The organism is Limnohabitans sp. (assembly GCF_038134685.1).
Classification (GTDB): Bacteria; Pseudomonadota; Gammaproteobacteria; order Burkholderiales; family Burkholderiaceae_C; genus Limnohabitans_A.
The window spans coordinates 34834-52444 of the sequence record NZ_JAYPVP010000006.1 but is presented as its reverse complement, the minus strand read 5'-3'; the positions used below and the strand labels follow the sequence as shown (position 1 = coordinate 52444).

Annotated in this window: 18 protein-coding genes; 10 read left to right on the top strand and 8 right to left on the bottom strand. The window is 60.9% G+C overall.

Translation table 11 applies throughout. The annotated features are described in order from the left end of the window. The first annotated feature begins 4 nt into the window (after positions 1 to 4). The 4 genes from AAFM15_RS04195 to AAFM15_RS04180 all read left to right on the top strand — a co-directional run bounded on the left by AAFM15_RS04195 (position 5) and on the right by AAFM15_RS04180 (position 3207). On the top strand, positions 5 to 880 hold the full coding sequence (locus AAFM15_RS04195) for a GIY-YIG nuclease family protein (RefSeq protein WP_341685449.1): 876 nt from the start codon (positions 5 to 7) through the stop codon (positions 878 to 880). Positions 881 to 946: 66 nt separating this feature from the next. After that, a complete protein-coding gene (locus AAFM15_RS04190) occupies positions 947 to 1267 on the top strand; it encodes an AbrB/MazE/SpoVT family DNA-binding domain-containing protein (protein WP_341685448.1) in 321 nt (106 codons plus the stop codon). Beyond that, positions 1264 to 1704: a putative toxin-antitoxin system toxin component, PIN family gene (locus tag AAFM15_RS04185; RefSeq protein WP_341685447.1), complete on the top strand. Its 441-nt coding sequence runs from the start codon at positions 1264 to 1266 to the stop codon at positions 1702 to 1704. Before AAFM15_RS04190 ends, AAFM15_RS04185 begins: the two co-directional genes overlap by 4 nt. A 3-nt stretch (positions 1705 to 1707) precedes the next feature. Beyond that, positions 1708 to 3207, top strand: a complete 1500-nt coding sequence (locus AAFM15_RS04180) for a class I SAM-dependent DNA methyltransferase (protein WP_341685446.1) — start codon at positions 1708 to 1710, stop codon at positions 3205 to 3207. On the opposite strand, the gene AAFM15_RS04175 is transcribed toward AAFM15_RS04180, so the two are convergent. After that, positions 3208 to 3672 carry a DsrE family protein gene (locus tag AAFM15_RS04175; protein ID WP_341685445.1) on the bottom strand — a complete coding sequence of 155 codons (465 nt, stop codon included), beginning with the start codon at positions 3670 to 3672 and terminating at the stop codon, positions 3208 to 3210. It lies immediately after the preceding gene. Between the two features lie 81 nt (positions 3673 to 3753). Between AAFM15_RS04175 and aroE the strand changes: the two genes are divergently transcribed. Continuing rightward, entirely contained in the window at positions 3754 to 4587 is an 834-nt protein-coding gene (aroE, locus tag AAFM15_RS04170) for a shikimate dehydrogenase (protein WP_341685444.1), read from the top strand. A gap of 23 nt (positions 4588 to 4610) precedes the next feature. Here aroE and AAFM15_RS04165 read toward each other — a convergent pair whose 3' ends face one another. Continuing rightward, on the bottom strand, positions 4611 to 5378 hold the full coding sequence (locus AAFM15_RS04165) for a sulfite exporter TauE/SafE family protein (RefSeq protein WP_341685443.1): 768 nt from the start codon (positions 5376 to 5378) through the stop codon (positions 4611 to 4613). A 265-nt stretch (positions 5379 to 5643) separates the two neighbouring features. Here AAFM15_RS04165 and AAFM15_RS04160 point away from each other — a divergent pair, with 265 nt between their 5' ends. From AAFM15_RS04160 to AAFM15_RS04140, 5 genes are all read left to right on the top strand, one after another. Beyond that, positions 5644 to 6477 carry a ThiF family adenylyltransferase gene (locus AAFM15_RS04160; RefSeq protein ID WP_341685442.1) on the top strand — a complete coding sequence of 278 codons (834 nt, stop codon included), beginning with the start codon at positions 5644 to 5646 and terminating at the stop codon, positions 6475 to 6477. Between the two features lie 29 nt (positions 6478 to 6506). Next, complete coding sequence (locus AAFM15_RS04155; protein WP_341685441.1) at positions 6507 to 7385, top strand: 4-hydroxyphenylpyruvate dioxygenase; 879 nt, start codon at positions 6507 to 6509, stop codon at positions 7383 to 7385. A gap of 12 nt (positions 7386 to 7397) precedes the next feature. Then, on the top strand, positions 7398 to 8276 hold the full coding sequence (locus AAFM15_RS04150; protein WP_341685440.1) for a sugar phosphate isomerase/epimerase family protein: 879 nt from the start codon (positions 7398 to 7400) through the stop codon (positions 8274 to 8276). A gap of 241 nt (positions 8277 to 8517) precedes the next feature. Further along, entirely contained in the window at positions 8518 to 9606 is a 1089-nt protein-coding gene (hppD, locus tag AAFM15_RS04145; RefSeq protein WP_341685439.1) for a 4-hydroxyphenylpyruvate dioxygenase, read from the top strand. A 12-nt stretch (positions 9607 to 9618) separates the two neighbouring features. After that, the gene (locus tag AAFM15_RS04140) at positions 9619 to 9834 is read left to right on the top strand and encodes a 4Fe-4S binding protein (RefSeq protein ID WP_341685438.1); all 216 of its coding nucleotides are present in this window, start codon (positions 9619 to 9621) and stop codon (positions 9832 to 9834) included. Here AAFM15_RS04140 and AAFM15_RS04135 read toward each other — a convergent pair. The 6 genes from AAFM15_RS04135 to AAFM15_RS04110 form a co-directional block, all read right to left on the bottom strand. After that, a complete protein-coding gene (locus tag AAFM15_RS04135) occupies positions 9824 to 11398 on the bottom strand; it encodes a CoA-transferase (protein ID WP_341685437.1) in 1575 nt (524 codons plus the stop codon). The two genes, AAFM15_RS04140 and AAFM15_RS04135, sit on opposite strands and share 11 nt — an antisense overlap. A gap of 7 nt (positions 11399 to 11405) precedes the next feature. Beyond that, entirely contained in the window at positions 11406 to 12566 is a 1161-nt protein-coding gene (locus tag AAFM15_RS04130; protein ID WP_341685436.1) for an acyl-CoA dehydrogenase family protein, read from the bottom strand. Positions 12567 to 12577: 11 nt separating this feature from the next. Further along, positions 12578 to 13384 carry a TIM barrel protein gene (locus tag AAFM15_RS04125; RefSeq protein ID WP_341685435.1) on the bottom strand — a complete coding sequence of 269 codons (807 nt, stop codon included), beginning with the start codon at positions 13382 to 13384 and terminating at the stop codon, positions 12578 to 12580. A gap of 1 nt (position 13385) precedes the next feature. Further along, positions 13386 to 15785 (bottom strand): FAD-dependent oxidoreductase, encoded by a 2400-nt coding sequence (locus AAFM15_RS04120; RefSeq protein WP_341685434.1) that lies wholly within the window; start codon positions 15783 to 15785, stop codon positions 13386 to 13388. A 2-nt stretch (positions 15786 to 15787) separates the two neighbouring features. Continuing rightward, positions 15788 to 16621, bottom strand: coding sequence for an IclR family transcriptional regulator (locus AAFM15_RS04115; RefSeq protein WP_341685433.1), 834 nt, complete (start codon positions 16619 to 16621; stop codon positions 15788 to 15790). 1 nt (position 16622) lies between these two features. After that, positions 16623 to 17611: Gfo/Idh/MocA family oxidoreductase (locus tag AAFM15_RS04110; RefSeq protein WP_341685432.1), on the bottom strand; the 989-nt coding region annotated here is incomplete at its 5' end.

Here is a 17611-nt window from a genome sequence, read left to right as displayed (position 1 = left end):
TTTCATGCAAGCCCCTTTCTCCCTCCGCATCTTCGTCGCCGATGGCGACCCCGACGGCTTGCGCATCGTCGAGCGTTCCAACTGGGTGGGCCGTGCGCTGGTGTTTCCACGTGCGGCCTGGGCGCAGCCCAGCGTGGCCACCCGGCCCGAGCTGCAGCAAACGGGCGTGTACCTGCTGCTGGGCCCGCGTGAAGACGGCGAGGGTGACCGGCTCTACATTGGCGAGGGCGACCCGATCAAGCCGCGCCTGTCAGATCACCACACGGGCATCAAGCAGAAAGACTTCTGGACGCGGGCGATCTGTTTTGTCTCCATGGGCCAAGGCCTCAACAAGGCGCATGTGCAGTTTTTAGAGGCCAACCTGATCCGCCTGGCCAAGCAGGCCAAGCGCGTGCCGCTGGATGTGGAGAACAAAAAGAACGAGACCGAGCCCACGCTCAGCGAGGCCGACCGCGCCGACATGCAGGTGTTTTTGCAGCACATGCTGGGCATGCTGCCGGTGCTGGGTGTGCACGCGTTCGAGCAGCCCCCCCAGGCCCCCGCCGCCAGCGCGCCCGAGCTGACCTGCAAGGGCAAAGGCCTGCTGGCGCGGGGCTACGAGTCCACGCAGGGCTTTGTGGTCAAAGCGGGGTCGCAGGCCATGGCCGATTTGGCCCCGTCACTGCTCAACCATTTCGCAGGCACTGTGGCCAAACGGCAGGAGCTGATTGACCTGGGTGTGTTGGCGCAGCAGGGCAGCGCCTATGTGTTCACTCAGGACTACGCCTTCAGCTCGCCTAGCCTGGCGTCCAGCGTGGTGCTGGGGCGCAGCTCCAATGGGCGCATGGATTGGAAGGATGCGCAGGGGCGGGCGCTGAAGGTGTTGCAGGCGGATGCATGACGTGGACGTTGGCATGTTCATGTTATTTCAGTTAAAGTAATGAATCCTTACTTTCGGATGATTGCCATGCTTGCCAAAATCACCGCTAAAAACCAGCTCACCCTGCCCAAGAGCCTGACGCAGGCCGTGGGTGCGACCGAATACTTTGATGTGGAGGCCCGTGACGGGCAGCTCATCTTGACGCCAGTGCGCATTCAGCGTGGCGATGCGGTTCGCGCCAAATTGGCCGAGTTGGATCTCACACAAGACGACATGGCTGCAGCGGTGGCATGGGCCAGAGCGCCTTCGCTTGCCTCTGCCATGGTCAACGAGCCTGCTGCGGCTTATGACGTGACGCCCCCCAAGCCCAAGAAGCCGGCTGCCAAAAAGGCCAAGCCCACAGCATGACCGCCTCTGTTCGCGTGGTGCTGGACACCAATGTGGTCTTGTCGGCGTTGGTGTTTCGTGGCGGCGCAGCCGGGCTGGTGCGCCAGGCCTGGGAGCGCGGGCTGGTGTTGCCACTGGCCAGCACAGCCACGGTGCAAGAGCTGGTGCGTGTGTTGGCTTACCCCAAGTTCCGTTTGTCCAAAGCGGAACAAGACGAGTTGCTGGCCGACTATTTGCCGTATGCCGAAACGGTGCGCATACCCCAGCCGCCACCCACGGTGCCTGATTGCCGCGATGTGCTGGATTTGCCGTTCATGCACCTGGCGGTAGCTGGCAAAGCGCAGGTGCTGGTGTCTGGCGACCGCGATTTGCTGGCCATTGCCGCCGAGTTTGAGCGGGCCAGTTCGTGCCCGATCATGGCCTTGGATGTTTTTTGCAAAACCTATTGTGCTGATTAATTGATGAACACCACCACCCACACCCTCGTCCAGAAGCTCTGGAACTATTGCAGCGTGCTGCGCGACGATGGCATGAGCTATGGCGACTATGTGGAGCAGCTCACTTATTTGCTGTTCCTCAAGATGGCCGACGAGCGCAGCCAGCCGCCTTACAACCAAACCAGCATCGTGCCCGCTGCTTACGCCTGGCCCACGCTGCTGGGGCGCGATGGCGACGATTTATTTGACCATTACCGCCACGCGCTTGAAAAGCTGGGCCAAGAAAAGGGCACGCTGGGCCTGATCTTTGCCAAGGCGCAAAACAAGTTTCAAGACCCGGCCAAGCTGCGCCGCGTGATTGTGGATTTGATCGACGCCGAGACCTGGACGGTGCTGGGCGCCGACGTGAAGGGCGATGCCTACGAGGGCCTGCTAGAGAAGAACGCGCAAGACACCAAGAGCGGGGCAGGGCAATATTTCACGCCGCGTGCGCTGATTGCGGCCATGGTGGAGTGCATCGACCCCAAGCCCGCCGAGCGTGTGTGCGACCCGGCCTGCGGCACGGGCGGTTTTTTGTTCAGCGCACACCAGCACATGGTGGCGCACCACCCCAACCTAACCAAAGACGAGAAAAAGCACCTGAAGGAAAGCGCCTTTGTGGGCTTTGAGCTGGTGCAGGCCACGGCCCGCGTGTGCGCCATGAACTTGCTGCTGCACGGCATTGGCTCTGAAAAGTCGGTGCCCGTGCGCGTGGGCGATGCGCTGGGCGCTGACCCCGGTGACCGCTTTGAGGTGGTGCTGGCCAATCCGCCGTTTGGCAAGAAGAGCAGCACCGTGATCGTGGGCGAAGACGGCCGCGTGTCGAGCGAAAAAGATACCATCGAGCGCGACGATTTTTGGGCCACCACCAGCAACAAGCAGCTGAACTTTGTGCAGCACATCAAAACGCTTCTGGCCATCCATGGCCGTGCGGCGGTGGTGCTACCCGACAACGTGCTGTTCGAGGGCGGCGCGGGTGAGACCATCCGCAAAAAGCTGCTGCACGAGTGCGACTTGCACACGCTGCTGCGCTTGCCCACGGGGCTGTTTTATGCGCAGGGCGTCAAAGCCAACGTGTTGTTCTTTGACAAGAAACCCGCCGCCGAAAAGCCCTGGACGCAAAAGCTCTGGATTTACGACCTGCGCACCAACAGACACTTCACGCTCAAGACCAACCCGCTGCGCCGGGAAGACCTGGAAGAGTTTGTGCAGCTCTACAAGGTGGGCAAGCGCCATGAGCGCGCCGAGACCTGGAGCGCCGAGAACCCCGATGGCCGCTGGCGTGCGTATGGCTACGAAGAGTTGATTGCCCGCGACAAGACCAGCCTGGACATCTTCTGGCTCAAGGACGAGAGCCTGGCCGACAGCGATAACTTGCCCGAACCGGGCGTGATTGCGCAAGAGATTGTGGAAGACCTGCAGGCCGCGCTGGAGCAATTCAAGCTGATTGCGGGCGACCTGGCCGAGTCAGAGCAAGACGCCTGATTACCAGGCAATGTAAGCCCAGCCGCGCTCCTGCATTTCCATGAGTGCGGCGGCGCCTACTTCTTCAATGCGGGCTTGGGCAATGATGTCCTTGCGGCCCCAGCCTATGGTTTTCATGGTGTTGCCGCAGGCGATCAGCTCGGCGCCGTAGTTGTCGGCCAAACCACGCACACGCTGGCGCAGGATGTCGGGCATGGGGCGGCCCGGTTGTGTGGCCAGCAGGTGGATGCCGGGGCCAAAGGCGACGATGGCGATTTGCACATCGTCCACGTATTTGGAGAGCATGGCCGAGATCGAGTTCAGGATGTGCTCGATGTATTCCGGATCGGCTTTGTTGATCTGGTAGACCACTTTGTGCCGAGGCCCATCGGCAGTGGCTGCTGTGGCTTGAGCGGCTCCGCTGGCCAATAAAACAGAGGCTCCCGTGGCCATGTGGCCGAGCAGGTTGCGCTTATGTGGGTCCATGTATCCTCCCGTATGCGGCCATCATAGTGGAAGGTTGCGCAGGTACACTTTCATATTTATCAATCCTATTTCGGGCAGGCTATGACAGACCGCTACGCCGTGATCGGCAACCCTATTGAGCAAAGCAAGTCGCCCTTCATCCACATGGCCTTTGCACAGGTGACAGGTCAGGATATTGATTACGGCAAGGTCCTGGGCCCCTTGGGCGGCTTTGCCCAAGCGGTGGATGCTTTTCGCGCCGCCGGCGGCAGGGGGATGAACGTGACGGCGCCCTTCAAGCTTGATGCGTTTGCCTACGCTACAGACTTGGCTCCGAGCGCGCAAATGGCCGGTGCCGTGAACGCCATGAAATTCGAGGGCGAGCGTGTTTATGCCGAAAACTTCGACGGCGTGGGCTTGGTGCGCGATGTGGTGCACAACCTGGCTTGCCCGCTCAAGGGTAAACGGGTGCTGGTGTTGGGCGCGGGCGGTGCCACACGCGGTGCTTTGCTGCCGTTCCTGGCTGAGCAACCCGCCGAGCTGGTGGTGGTCAACCGCACGGTGGCCAAAGCGCAAGAGCTGGCCCAGTTGGCGCACAAGCACCAAACTGGGCAAGTGCCCGTCCAAGGCCTGGGTTATGAACAGTTGCAAGGCAAGCAGTTTGATGTGGTGTTCAACGCCACTTCGGCCAGCCTGACGGCTGAGTTGCCACCTTTGCCCGCGTCTGTGTTTGCGCCCGGTGCTTTGGCCTACGAGCTCGCTTACGGCAAGGGTTTGACGCCTTTCCTCAAACTTGCCCAGCAAGCAGGTGTGACGCATCTTGCCGATGGTGTGGGCATGCTGGCAGAGCAGGCTGCAGAGGCTTTTGTGTGGTGGCGAGGCGTGCGCCCGGACACCACTTCGGTCATCCAGCAGCTGACGGTGCCGCTGGTCTGAGCAAGGCGCCCAGGGCCAGGCTTTCAGAACAAAGCGGGCAGGGCGCTCCAGACCAGCTTGAGTGAAACGATGAACAGTCCGATTTGCACCAAGCGGAAAAACCACGCATCTGCCAGGCGCCTGGTCAGCCAGGCCCCCATCACCGTACCCAGCAGCGCGGCGGGGACCAGCCACGCGGCTTGGTGCAAGCTTTCGCTGCTGTAGGGGCGGATGAACTGGTAGGGCACCAGCTTGGCTGCGTTGACCACAGCGAAGAAAAGGGTGGAGGTGCCGGCAAACACCAACTTGGGTAATTTCTGCGGCAGCATGTAGACCTGAAACGGTGGCCCACCTGCGTGCGAAACAAAGCTGGTAAAGCCCGACAAGGCGCCCCAGAAGCGACCCCAGCCGGTGTGCGGCGTCTGGACCTGTTGCGCACTTGAGGTGCGAAGCCAGCTGTTCAAACAAAAGCCAATGCCGATCAGGCCAATCAACAAAGCCAGACCTGCATCCGAGATGAAAGAGGCCGTAGCCCAGCCAACGCCAATGCCTGCCAAACCTGCCGGAATCAGAATACGCAAATGTGCAGCGCTAAAAGCCTTGCGGTAGAGGTAAATGCCCACCATGTCGGACAGGATGTAGATGGGCAGCAAGAGGACTGCAGCCTGCATGGGCGGCATCATCAAGGACAACACAGGTACCGCGAGCATACCGATCGTCGGCAACCCTCCCTTGGACAGACCCACCAGCCAGGCAGCCAGGGACAAGAGGGCGAATTCAAAATTCAGGGGCATGGGGCTTAAGTATTGCATGCAGCACTCATGAGCGAGTCAGAGAGTGGGGATGTTTCCTTCGATAGACTGGTAAGCTCGTGATTCGTATAAACCCTATTAACGTTCGATCATCGTTCATTTTTGGTCGATAGTCGATCAATATTTTGTGGGTTCTTTGAGAGAAAAACTTCTGAATCGATACATTCAACAGCAATGCCAATTTGTCAATCAGCCTAAATATGGCCTGCGAGCGGAGTGGCGTGACTTCCAACTCATGAAGACCCTCTGAGGGCGTCCCCAAACCATGATCAACGGCAACACCGAAATCATCGCCCACATCGGCTACCCAACGCACACCTTCAAGTCGCCAATGATCTACAACCCCTACTTTGAAGAGGCGGGGATCAATGCAGTGGTGGTGCCGTTTGGGTGTAAACCCGAGCAGTTCACGGCTTTTTTGAAAGCTGTGTTTTCGCTGGAAAACATTCGTGGCGCCTTGATCACCATGCCGCACAAGGTGGCAGTGGTGGGTTTGCTCGACGAGGTGACGCCCACTGTGAAGGTGGCTGGCGCCTGCAATGCCGTGAAAAAGCTACCCGATGGCCGTTTGGTGGGTGACATGTTTGACGGCGCAGGTTTTGTGCGCGGCGTGCAACGCAAAGGTTTCGATTTGACTGGCAAACGCGTCTTGGTGGTGGGTAGCGGCGGCGTGGGCAGCGCCATTGCAGCTTCTCTGGCAGGAGCTGGGATTGCTGCCATCAGTCTGTTCGATGTGAACACAGCCGCTTGCGAAGGCTTGGCGCAACGTATTCGCCAAAATTATCCGCAAATTGATGTGCGCACGGGCAGTAATGATCCCGCTGGTTTTGATCTGGTGGTCAACGCCACGCCCATGGGCATGAGCGAAGGTGACCCGCTTCCACTGGATGTGTCTCGCCTGTCTCCCGAGACGTTTGTTGGCGAAGTGGTCATGCGCCAAGAAACCACCGCCTTCCTGGCCGCTGCCCAAGCCCGTGGATGTCGGACACAAGTGGGCTCGGACATGTTGTTTGAACAGATCCCGGCTTATCTGGAATATTTCGATTTACCCACCACGACCGCACAAGAGCTGCGCCGTGTGGCACGATTGAGTTATTAAGCTGCAAACCAGAACCATCAGGAATTGCCATGACGCTGAACAAGCCCGACCGCGAATCGGTCCCCGAAATGCCCAACCGCCTGGGTATTGCCGGCATTGAATTCATCGAGTACGCCACCAGCCGCCCTCAGGCGCTGGGGCAGGTGCTGGAGAACATGGGCTTTCGTCCCGTGGCTCGTCATCGCTCGCGCGAAGTCACGCTATACCGCCAGGGCAGCATGAACCTGGTGGTCAATGCCAGTCCCGACGATGCCCGCGTGAGCGGTACGGTGGACGGTCAGCCTGTGATCTCTGCCGTCGCTTTCCGTGTGCAGGACGCCCTCAAGGCACACACCCGTTGCCTGGAGCTTGGCGCGTGGGGTGTGGCCAGCCATGCGCAAGCCATGGAGCTGCACATACCTGCCATTCACGGCCCCGGCAGCAGCCGTTTTTACTTTGTGGACCGTTGGCAAGAGTTTTCGATTTACGACATCGACTTCAAACCGATTCCCACCGTGGATCAGCACCCGCCCGCGGTGGCGGGCATGAGCTACTTTGGCGTGGTGCAGTACATCGGTGCAGGACGCAGCAGCGACTGGCTGACCTATTTTGAACACATGTTTGACTTCAGCAGCATTCCTGATGAAGAGCGCTTTGGCATTTTGCCCAAGGGCAAACTCATGAAGAGCCCTTGCGGCTCTTTCCTGTGGCAATTGGTAGAGCCCGACCCGTGGATGGAATCGGGGGACGACAGCCCGGAATGTTTGCAGCGCATTGGCTTGGGCGTGCCCGATGTGGCCGCAGCCGTGAAGACACTGAAAGCGCAGGGCGTGGAGTTTGTTGAGTCCAGCCAATTGCACCCGGAAGACCGCGGCGCGCTCACGCGCAATGTGTTGGGCTCAGTGGCCTTCGAGCTGGTTCACAAGTAAAAGGGCATGACCATGAATATGCTCGCTGGCTACGGGATGGACACCATCACCATGGCAGGCTCGCTGGAGGCCAAGCTGGCCGCCATGAAGCGTGCCGGCTTTTCGCAAGTGATGTTGATGGCGCGTGACCTGGTCACGCATCCTGGTGGTGTGGATGCGGCCGTGCAAGCCGTGCAAGACAGCGGTCTGCGCCCCACGGGCTTTCAGGTGCTGCGGGATTTTGAAGGCCTTTCCGGCCACCTGCACAGCTACAAGGTGGACATTGCCAAGTCCATGCTGCAAATGTGCGCAGCAACGGGCTCGAAAGTGTTGCTGGCCTGTTCGTCCACATCGCGTCATGCCACGCAAGACCTGGATGCGATCGCCGCCGACCTGAAAAAACTGGCCATGCTGGCCGTGCCCTTGGGCATCAAGGTGGCCTATGAAGGCCTGTCCTGGGGCCGTACGGTCAATGAGTTCACCACCGCTTGGGACGTGGTTTGCCGCGCAGACTGTCCCAACCTGGGCATTGGCATTGACTCCTTCCACATCTTTGCCGCCAACACCGCGCTGGATGATATTGAAGAGCTCGACCCTGAGAAAATTTTCCTGGTGCAGCTGTCGGACTTCATGTGGCAGGAAACACCCACTTTTGAAGAGCGCATGACCACGGCACGGACCTTCCGCGTGTTCCCGGGCGAAGGTGTGCACAGCGAACAACTGGCGCAATTGGTCATGCGGTTGGATCGGATCGGCTACCGCGGCGACTACAGCTTTGAAGTCTTTAACGACGACTACCAACAGCTGCCACTGGACGTGGTTGCCGAGCGCGCACGCCGCAGCGCCATGTGGTTGCACCAGGACGTTCTGCATCGAACCGCGCCGCTGCCGAGCTGGACGCGTCAGAGCTGAAGGTTTTCACCCTTGCCAGATGGGCATGATTGCGATCAAAATCGCGACCATGCCCATTTCTGTTTTGATTGTCGGTGTTCACCTCGCACGCAGCACACGGGGTAAGCCTTGCGCGCCGCCAGCTGGTCTGTAAGCTGTGCCTCACGCCTGTGTGCGTGAGGGCAGCGTTTTCTCCCCCTATTCATTTGTGTTTATCGTCCTGCCATTTCAGGGCAGGGCGTTGCTGTATCTGGAGAATTTCATGGCAGACCTTTTTGACAACCCCATGGGCCTGTGTGGCTTCGAGTTTGTGGAATTTGCTTCGCCTGTGGCGGGCGTGCTAGAACCCTTGTTCGAGAAAATGGGCTTTACCCTGGTGGCCGAGCACCGTTCCAAAGACGTGGTGCTGTATCGCCAAGGCGATATCAACTTCATCGTCAACCGCGAGCCCAAAAGCCTGGCAGGGTACTTTGCGGCAGAGCACGGCCCGTGTGCTTGCGCGCTGGCGTTTCGTGTGAAGGACTCGCACAAAGCCTATGCCCGCGCACTGGAAATGGGTGCGCAACCGGTGGATGTGCCCACCGGGCCGATGGAGTTGCGCCTGCCTGCTGTCAAAGGCATTGGCGGCGCGCCGCTGTACCTGATCGATCGCTATGAAGATGGAAAAAGCATTTACGACATCGACTTCGAGTTCATTGAAGGGATCGAGCGCCACCCGGTGGGCCACGGCTTCAAGATGATCGACCACCTCACGCACAATGTCTACAAGGGCCGTATGGCGTTTTGGGGGCAGTTCTACGAGCGCATTTTCAACTTCCGCGAGATCCGTTACTTCGACATCAAAGGTGAGTACACCGGGCTGACCAGTCGCGCCATGACGGCGCCTGATGGCCTGATTCGTATTCCGCTCAACGAAGAGTCCGGCAAGAATGGCGGCCAGATCGAAGAGTTCTTGATGCAGTTCAACGGCGAAGGCATTCAGCACATTGCCTTGCTGACCGACGATTTGCTGGCCAGTGTGGACGCTCTTCAAATGGCGGGTATTCCGCTCATGACCGCGCCCAACGATATTTACTACGAGATGCTGGCCGAGCGTTTGCCCGGCCACGGTGAGCCGGTAGGCGATTTGCAGGCAAGAGGCATTTTGCTGGATGGATCCACTGCCAACGGTGAAAAACGTCTGCTCCTGCAGATCTTCAGCCAGACCCTGTTGGGACCAGTGTTCTTCGAGTTCATTCAGCGCAAGGCCGACGAGGGCTTTGGCGAAGGCAACTTCAAGGCGCTGTTTGAAAGCATGGAGCGCGATCAATTGCGCCGTGGCGCCATTGAAGGGGTTGGCCCCGCAGCGTGATACGCTGAGCGCATGTTGCCGCACATCGACCTTGACCGCTGCACCGGCTGTGGCTGGTGTGTGGCGGTGTGTCGGCCACATGTGCTCAGTCTGCAAGCGCAGGGTTGGTTAAAGCGCGCCGTGCTGCACGATGCCGCGGGCTGCACGGCTTGTGGAAAGTGCGAACCTCGGTGCCCGCATGGGGCGATTCAGATGCTGGCTGAACCGCCCATTTCTATCAAGCCATGAAGAGCGCGCTGTCCATGACCTTCAGGTCTCTGGCTACCAAAGGCGCAAATTCCATCTGATCGAGGACATCGCGCTGCAGGTCGATGCCGGGCGCAATCTCGAACACCTCGATGCCTTTTGGCGTCAGGCGGAAGCTGGCGCGCTCGGTCAGGTACAGCACTTTCTGCTTGCGCACCAGCCCTTGTGGGCCTGAGAAAGTAATCTGATCCACTTTTTTGACCAGCTTTTTGACCGCGCCTTGCGTGAGCACACGCATCTGACCGTCGCCGGTTTGTAGCTTGACGCCCTTGGCTGCCAGCGTGCCGCAGAACACTACCTTTTTCGCGTTTTGTGCGATGTCAATAAAGCCGCCGGGGCCGACCGTCACACCGCCCAGGCGCGAAACGTTGACCGAGCCTTCTTCGTCAAACTCACCAAAGCCCAGAAAGGCGATGTCCAGACCTCCACCGCCGTAAAAGTCGAACTGCGTGGCCGCGTCGAGCATGGCGGTGGCGTTGCGCGCGTAGCCAAAGAGCACGCCGTCCATCAGCGTGCCGCCGTAGGTGCCGTGCTCGATGGTTTGGTAGATGCGGTGCTGTTCGTTGCGCGCCGCAATCAGTTTGGCCACTGCGTCGGGCACGCCCACGCCATAGTTGATGACGGGGCGAGCCTTGCCTGTATTGAACAGTTCGGCATGGGCGCGCCGCGCCACAGCCTGGCGTTCGCCAAAGGCTTCTTGTGATGCTGCGACTTCGCGGGCGTGGTCTTCGGCTTCGCTGGCCGCGCGTGCTGCGCCGGTGAGTTCGCCGCTGAAGGCCGGGTCAAACGGGATGGCATAGCTGGTTTGCTGTGCGGGGTCGACCACGATAGCGTCCACCCAGGCCGAGGGGATGCGCACATCGCGGGCCTTGAGCGCGCCTTTGGGCAAGCGTTCCTTGACCTGCACGATGACGGTGCCGCCGCTGTTACGTGCAGCAAGCGCCAACGATTGCGCGTCCAGGTTAGCCGCTTCGTGTTCGAAGCTGATGTTGCCGTCCTCGTCGGCGGCGCTGGCTCGCACGATGGCGACATGAATCGGGAAAGGCTTGTAGCGCAGCCACTCACGGTTGTCGATGGTCACCACTTCGGCCAGGTCTTCCTGGGCGGCATTGTTCATCTTGCCGCCACCGTGGCGCGGGTCGCATACAGTGCCCAAGCCCACATGGCTGATGAGGCCAGGGCGTCCAGCACCAATCTCGCGCATGAGCTGGCTCGACACACCGCCAGGCAAGATGTAGGCCTCGATTTTGTTGTCCAAGGCGAGCTGCTGCATCGCCGGTGACCAGACCCAGTGACCACCAATCACGCGTTTGACCAGGCCTTCGTGCGCAAAGCAGTTCATGCCTTTGGTTTTTTTATCGCCAATGCCCAGGGCGTGCATCACCGTCAGGTCGCGCGGTTGCTGGGTGCTCAGAAAGCGCTCTTGCACGGCCTCAAACAGGTGGGTGGCCTCCATCAGACCGCCGCCACCGCCCATGAGGCCCACGGTGTCGCCGTCTTTGATCAGTTGTGCCGCCTCTGCAGCGGTCATGAATTTGCTGTGCATGCGAGCCTCAACGGTTCACGTCAAACAGGGCAGCACCTTTCTTGAGGGTGCTTTTGGCGATCACGCTACGGTGAATTTCGCTGGTGCCGTCGAAGATGCGGTAAATGCGCGCATCGCGGTAATAGCGCTCGATAGGCAGCTCTTTGCAGAAACCCATGCCGCCAAACACCTGCACCGCCCGGTCGACCACACGACCCAGCGTTTCGGCGGCGTGCACCTTGACCATGGCGATCTGCTCGCGTGCATCCATGCCCTGGTCCAGCATCCATGCAGCTTGGTACACCATCCAGCGGGCAGCGTTGATCTCGATGACGCTGTCCGCAATCATCTGCTGCACCATCTGGAAGTCGCCAATGCGGGTGTTGAATTGTTTACGTTCATTGGCCCAGCCCACCATGATTTCGCACACATGACTGGCCTTGCCCACAGCACGAGCGCCCACCTGGGCCAGGCGCACCACATTGAGCGCGCCCATGGCCAGCTTGAAGCCCTGGCCGACTTCGCCCAACAGTGCAGCGTCTTCGAGCTGCACGTTGTCAAAGAACAGTTCCAGGTGGGGCGTACCGCGCAGGCCCATCATCATCTGGTCTTTGCCTACGGTGAAGCCTGCCAGGCCCTTGTCGACCATGAACATGGAAATTTCCTTCTCACCCGTTTTGGCCGAGACCAGGAAAAAGTCACTCCAGATGCCGTCGCTGATGAAGTGCTTGCCACCGTTGAGCACCCAGCCCTTGTCGTTCTTCACAGCGGTGGTTTTGATGCCAGCCGCGTCCGAGCCTGCACCGGGCTCGGTGATGGTGATGGCGCAGGTGCGTGTGCCTTCGATGGAGGGCTTGAGCCAGCGATCGACTTGCTCACCTTTGCAGTGCAGCAGCGGTTCGTACACATTGCCAAAGGCGCGGCGAATGATGATGTCGGTGGTGTGGCCAAACTGCTCCTCGCACAAGATGCGGTCCAGGTTGGACAGGCCGCCGCCGCCTAGGTCTTCGGGCATGTTCATGCCGTACAGGCCCAAGGCTTTGGACTTTTCGTGCAAAGCTTTGGCTTTGGCTTCGTCCAGATAGCCTTTTTCTTCCACTTCGTCTTCCAGGGGTTGGCATTCCTCAGCGATGAAACGGCGCACCGTATCAATCAGCATTTTTTGTTCTTCGTTGAGTGAAAAGTCCATGGGTTTCTTTCTTAGTCTGTAAAGGGGCGGCTGGCCGCCAGGCACTCGGCGGCCCAGGTGGCAGGTGGGGTGCGGGCTTCACGACCGAAGTTCACCACCTCGACGCTGACAGGCAGGTCCGTGGGCAGAGCGTCAAACAAGCCTTGGATATCGATCGTGCCGTCACCAGGCAGCAGGCGTTCGCAGCGAGCGGTGTGGATCATCTGCTCAACTGTGAAATTCAAACCTGCCTGCGCATCGCAAATTTGCGCGTAGTGCAGCAGCTGGCGCGGAATGGCGCGGATGTCGTCCAGCGTAGTGGTGGAACGCCCAAAGTGCAGCGCGTCCACCAGGATGCCTGCATTGGTCGGTATGCCGGCGTTCTTCACAATGCGTAGCGCACTCTTGGCATCTTTGACTTCGGTCCAGGGCATGAACTCCAGATCGGCCGTCATGCCGTATGGCTTCATGACCTCACACAGACGGGCGTAGTTGTCAGTCAAGCGCGCTTCGTCAGGGTCGTCGCCTGCCACCAAAATGGCTTTGGCCTGTAGCTGCGCGCCCACGTCGTACAGCGCATCCCAGGTGTGCGGGTCAAAGCTGTCGTTGATGCGGATGATTTCCAGATCGAACACACCCACGCCGGTGTCTTTTTGCGCGGCCAGGGTTTCGCGCAGCGCTTCGGGCTGGTCCAGCAGGTGTTGCTGGGGTGCGCCGGGGGCGTTAGGCCACAGGCGCATGCCTACGAACTGATACCCGGTTTGTGCGGCGATGCCAATCGCCTCGGCTGGCGTGCAGCGGTGCGAGGTGAGGTAGGCAAGAGAGTAGATGCGGCTCATGTCACTTCAGCGGAGAAACAGTGGTGGGCATGGCAATGGTCGACACCATGTTCGTGGTCAGGTGGGCAGGGCCGCCTTTGGGGGGCCAGATGCCTTGGGCCACGGCGTCAGCGCGGATCTGGCTGCGGGCGTTCAGGCTCTCGTAGGCCCAGATGTTGGTGAAGCGCAGCGGGCCGTCGAGCGCGATCATGGCCACCACGCAGGGCGAGAGCTTGTCGCGCGCAGGCACGTACTGTTCCCACAGGTCGATGGTGGGTTGCACGCCGCCGGTCTTGATGCCGTAGGTACGGATTTCGTAGAAGGGGCCTTTGATGCCCGACTCGGCGCTGGGGCGCACCGGTTTCATCCAGCCAAAGCCTTTGTAGCTGTGCTGCTCCAGGCTCTGGAAGATCTCGCCGCAGCCAAAGGGGCTGGCGTGTTGCTGGGTGCGATTGCGTTCGGCTTGCAGGGCGTCGAGCGTTGCAAAACCACGCAGCACGATCATCTGGTTGAGTTGGCCGATGTCGGTGAACCAGCAACCCAACAGTTCGCCTTGGGCATCGGCGGCGCTGGTGTAGGCCTGCACATTGGTGGCGGCCTGGCCAGCGGTGCCAAAGGGCAGGGTCATGGTGGCGAGTTCGTAGTACATGCTGTCTTTCCTTGAGTGAGATGTGTTCTGAGGGGTGTTTGATGTGGTGCTTGGGAGGTCGACGCCCGCCGCATGGTGGGCCGCAACGTAGCCAAAAGTCATGGCCGGGCCCAGCGTGATGCCGCCTGCCGGGTAGTGGCCGCCCATCATGCTGTTCATGTCGTTGCCATTGGCGTAGAGACCTGCGATCGGCTGTGACTTCGCATCGAGCACTTGGCCTTGCGGGTTGGTGCGCAGACCTGCAAACGTGCCCAGGCTGCCCATGACGACCTTGACGGCGTAGAAGGGGCCGCGCGTCAACGGGCCCATGCAGGGGTTGGTCAAGCTCTGTGCTGTCGCACGTGCGGTGTCGCCCTGGATGCGGTTGTAGGCGGTCTCGCCTTTGCCAAAGTCTTTGTCCTTGCCGTCCTGGCACATGGCGTTGTAGCGCTGCACGGTGGCGTGCAGGGCGACGGCGTCGATGCCGCAGGCAGCGGCCAGTTCGGCCAGCGATTGGCCACGTTGGAGGTAGCCATTGCGCAGCCATTGCGTAAGCGACAGGGGTGCGGGCTTGACGGCACCCAGCCCGTAATAGCGGATGAAGTCGTGGTCACACAGCAGCCAGGCCTCTGGCGTTTGGCCTGCGGGCGTGGCGGACAGCAGGCCTTGCATGAAGTCGTGGTAGGAATTGGCCTCGTTGGTGAAACGTTGGCCGTTGGCGGTGACTGCGATCAGGCCAGGTTTGGCACGCTCGATCAGGTGTGGAAAATGCGCTGTGCTGCCATCAGGCCGGGGAACACGTGAGACAGGTGCCAAGGCCGCCGCTTGCAGCAAATCGCTGGCCACCTGGCCGCCGGCGCTCTCGCCCAGGCGCAGGCCATCGCCGGTGTTTCCCCAGTTGCCCGCTGACCAATGCTCGTTGCCGGTGGGGGCGTGCGGCAGCAATTGCTGTTTGCGTGTCGTGTCGTGCGGGAAGCCACCTGCGGCCAGTACCACACCACAACAGGCGTTAACCTGCAACGGACCTTGTGGCGTGTGCAGCACAGCGCCGGTGACGCGGTCGGGGTCTTTGAGCAAACGGGTGGCGGGGCTGCTGGTCAGAATTTGTCCACCTTGGTCCAGCAATGAACGCGCCAGCGCCGCCACCAAGGCGTTACCGTTGACCAGTTGTGTGCCGCGCCGTTGTACCAGCAAGTCTTTCCAGTGACTCAGGATCTTTTTCGTCACATACCAAAACGAGGCAGGTTTGTGCAGCGCGTTCAAAAAGTGGCGCAGTTCTGCACCTGAGGCGATGCCCAGGCCCCACAACGTGGTTTCATGCAGCGGGGCTTTCAGGTCGTGCAGGCGCTCGCCCAGGCGACTGCCGTCAAAGGGCGCAGCACAGACTGAACGCCCGCCCGTGGCGGCATGGGGCGTGTGGCCATGAAAGTCCGGAATCACATTGCCGTCGATGAACTGCAGTTCGGTGTGCTGGCGGAAAAATTCGACCATGCGTGGCGCGTTGTCCAGAAAGACGCGGGCGCGGACTTCGTCAAAGCGGTCGCCCAGCTCGTGGCGCAGGTAGGCCAAGGGCTGTTCAATGTCTTCGTTGATGCCAGCGGCCACCGCCAGTGGGTTGCGCGGCACCCACATCCAGCCGCCAGACCAGGCGGTGGTGCCGCCAAACTGGGCGTCTTTTTCGGCCACGATGACCTTCAGGCCCAGATGGGCTGCGGTTACGGCGGCCGACAAGCCGCCTGCGCCCGAGCCGATCACCAGCAGGTCGCAGTCCAGCGTGCGGGGGGCTGGAGTCATGTTCAAACGGCGTAGATGGGTGTGCGGCCATCGCTGGCCGTGCTGCCACTGGTTTCGGTGGTCAGCTGGAAAAAGGGAGACGCCCCGCTAAGCGTCGCCAGCCGCTGTGCGGTGGACACCAGTTCAGGGCCCAGCGCTTGCATGCGTTCGGGAGTAAAGCGCACAGTGGGGCCGGCAATCGTCAGCACACCAAACGCTGCTTGTCCCGCAAAACGTACCGGCGCTGAAATGGCCGAAAGCCCTGCTGTGTAGGTGTCGGTGGTCATGCTGAAGCCGCGTTCGCGTGTGGCCTGCACTTCGGCCAACACGGCCTGCAACGTGGTGGGGGCGGCGGGGCCAAATTGCTCTACTGGCCCCAGGCCTTGCTTGACCAGAAGGGCCAGTGCCTCGTCGTCGCTGAGCGTGGACAACCAGGCCCAACCGGATGAGGAGCACGACAGGCGCGCGTCGCTACCCATGTCGGGGTCGTAGCGCAGGCCTTGGCGTGCCCCCTGAGCGCGTGCCACCCAGGTCAGGCGTTCGCCGTCTACCACCGACAGGCGCACCAGTTCGCCCGAAGCTTCGGCCAGGGTGTTGAGCAGCGGCTGCGCGATGTCGACGATGCCGGTGTTGCTCAGGTAACTCAGGCCCATGGACACCAGCTTGGTGGACAGCAGGTAGTCGCCATGGCCACGTGCCTGGCGCACATAGCCCAGCCGCACCAGGTCGGCCAGCAGGCGGTGTACCGCGCTGCGCGGAATATTCAGCGTGTCGGCAATGGCGGCCAGCTCCATGCCCTGGCCGTGTTGCGACAACAGTTCGAGGATGCCCAGGGTTCGTTCGAGTACGCCGTTCATGTCAGTATTCCAGGTGGATGGTTTTGCCGCCAACGGCTGCGTCGTGCACCGCCAGTGTGACGGCCAATGTGCGCAGGCCGTCTTGTGCGCTGCACAGCGGTGCGGCCTTGCCCGCGATGACGTTGGCAAAGTGTTCGAGTTGAAGGGTGTAAGGGTCTGCCGTGTGTACGCGCGCCTCTTCGTGCGTGAGTTCGGCGTGCCAGCTGCGCTCGCCCCGGTACTGCCACAGACCCAAATCGGGCAAGGACAGCGAGCCGTGCGTGCCCATGATCTGGTGCGAGACGACATTCTGGCGCGGGTACTGACCCTGTTCACCTGCACACATGTCCCAGCACCAAGGGCTGGTGGTCGCGTCAGAAGCGATGACGGTGGCCAACGCGCCGCTGGCAAAGCGCAGCACCGCAGCGGCGGTGTCTTCGACCTCGAAGCCGCGCACAGCCTTGCTGTCCATGGCCTGCACTTCGGTCACTTCGCCGAGCAAAAAGCGCAGCATGTCGATGTCGTGGATCAGGTTGATGAGGATCGGTCCGCCGCCGGCCTGACGGCGCCAGGCGACATCGAAATAAGGATCGGGCTTGAGGAAGGTGGCCAGCGCGGTGGCGCTGACGATTCGGCCAAGGTGGCCGCCTTCAATCAGGGCGCGGGCGCGCTGGTTGATGGGGTTGTGGCGTCGGTGGTGGCCCACCAGCACCGGCACGCCGGTGCGCACCACGGCGTCGGCCAGCTGGTGCGCTTCGGCCACGCTGTCGGCGATGGGTTTTTCAACCAGGGCCGGGATGCCGCGCTCAAGGCAGGCCAGGGCCACCGGCACGTGGGTGGCATTGGGCGTGGCCACGATAGCGCCTTGCGCTTGCACTTGGTCGAGCAGGTCGGCAGGCTCTGCAGCCCAAGGCACAGCCAGGCTCTGGGCCAAGGCCTGGCCAGCGGGCGTTGGGTCGGCTACGCCGGCCAGCATCAGGTCGGGGTGGCGCCTGATGCGGTCGATATGCG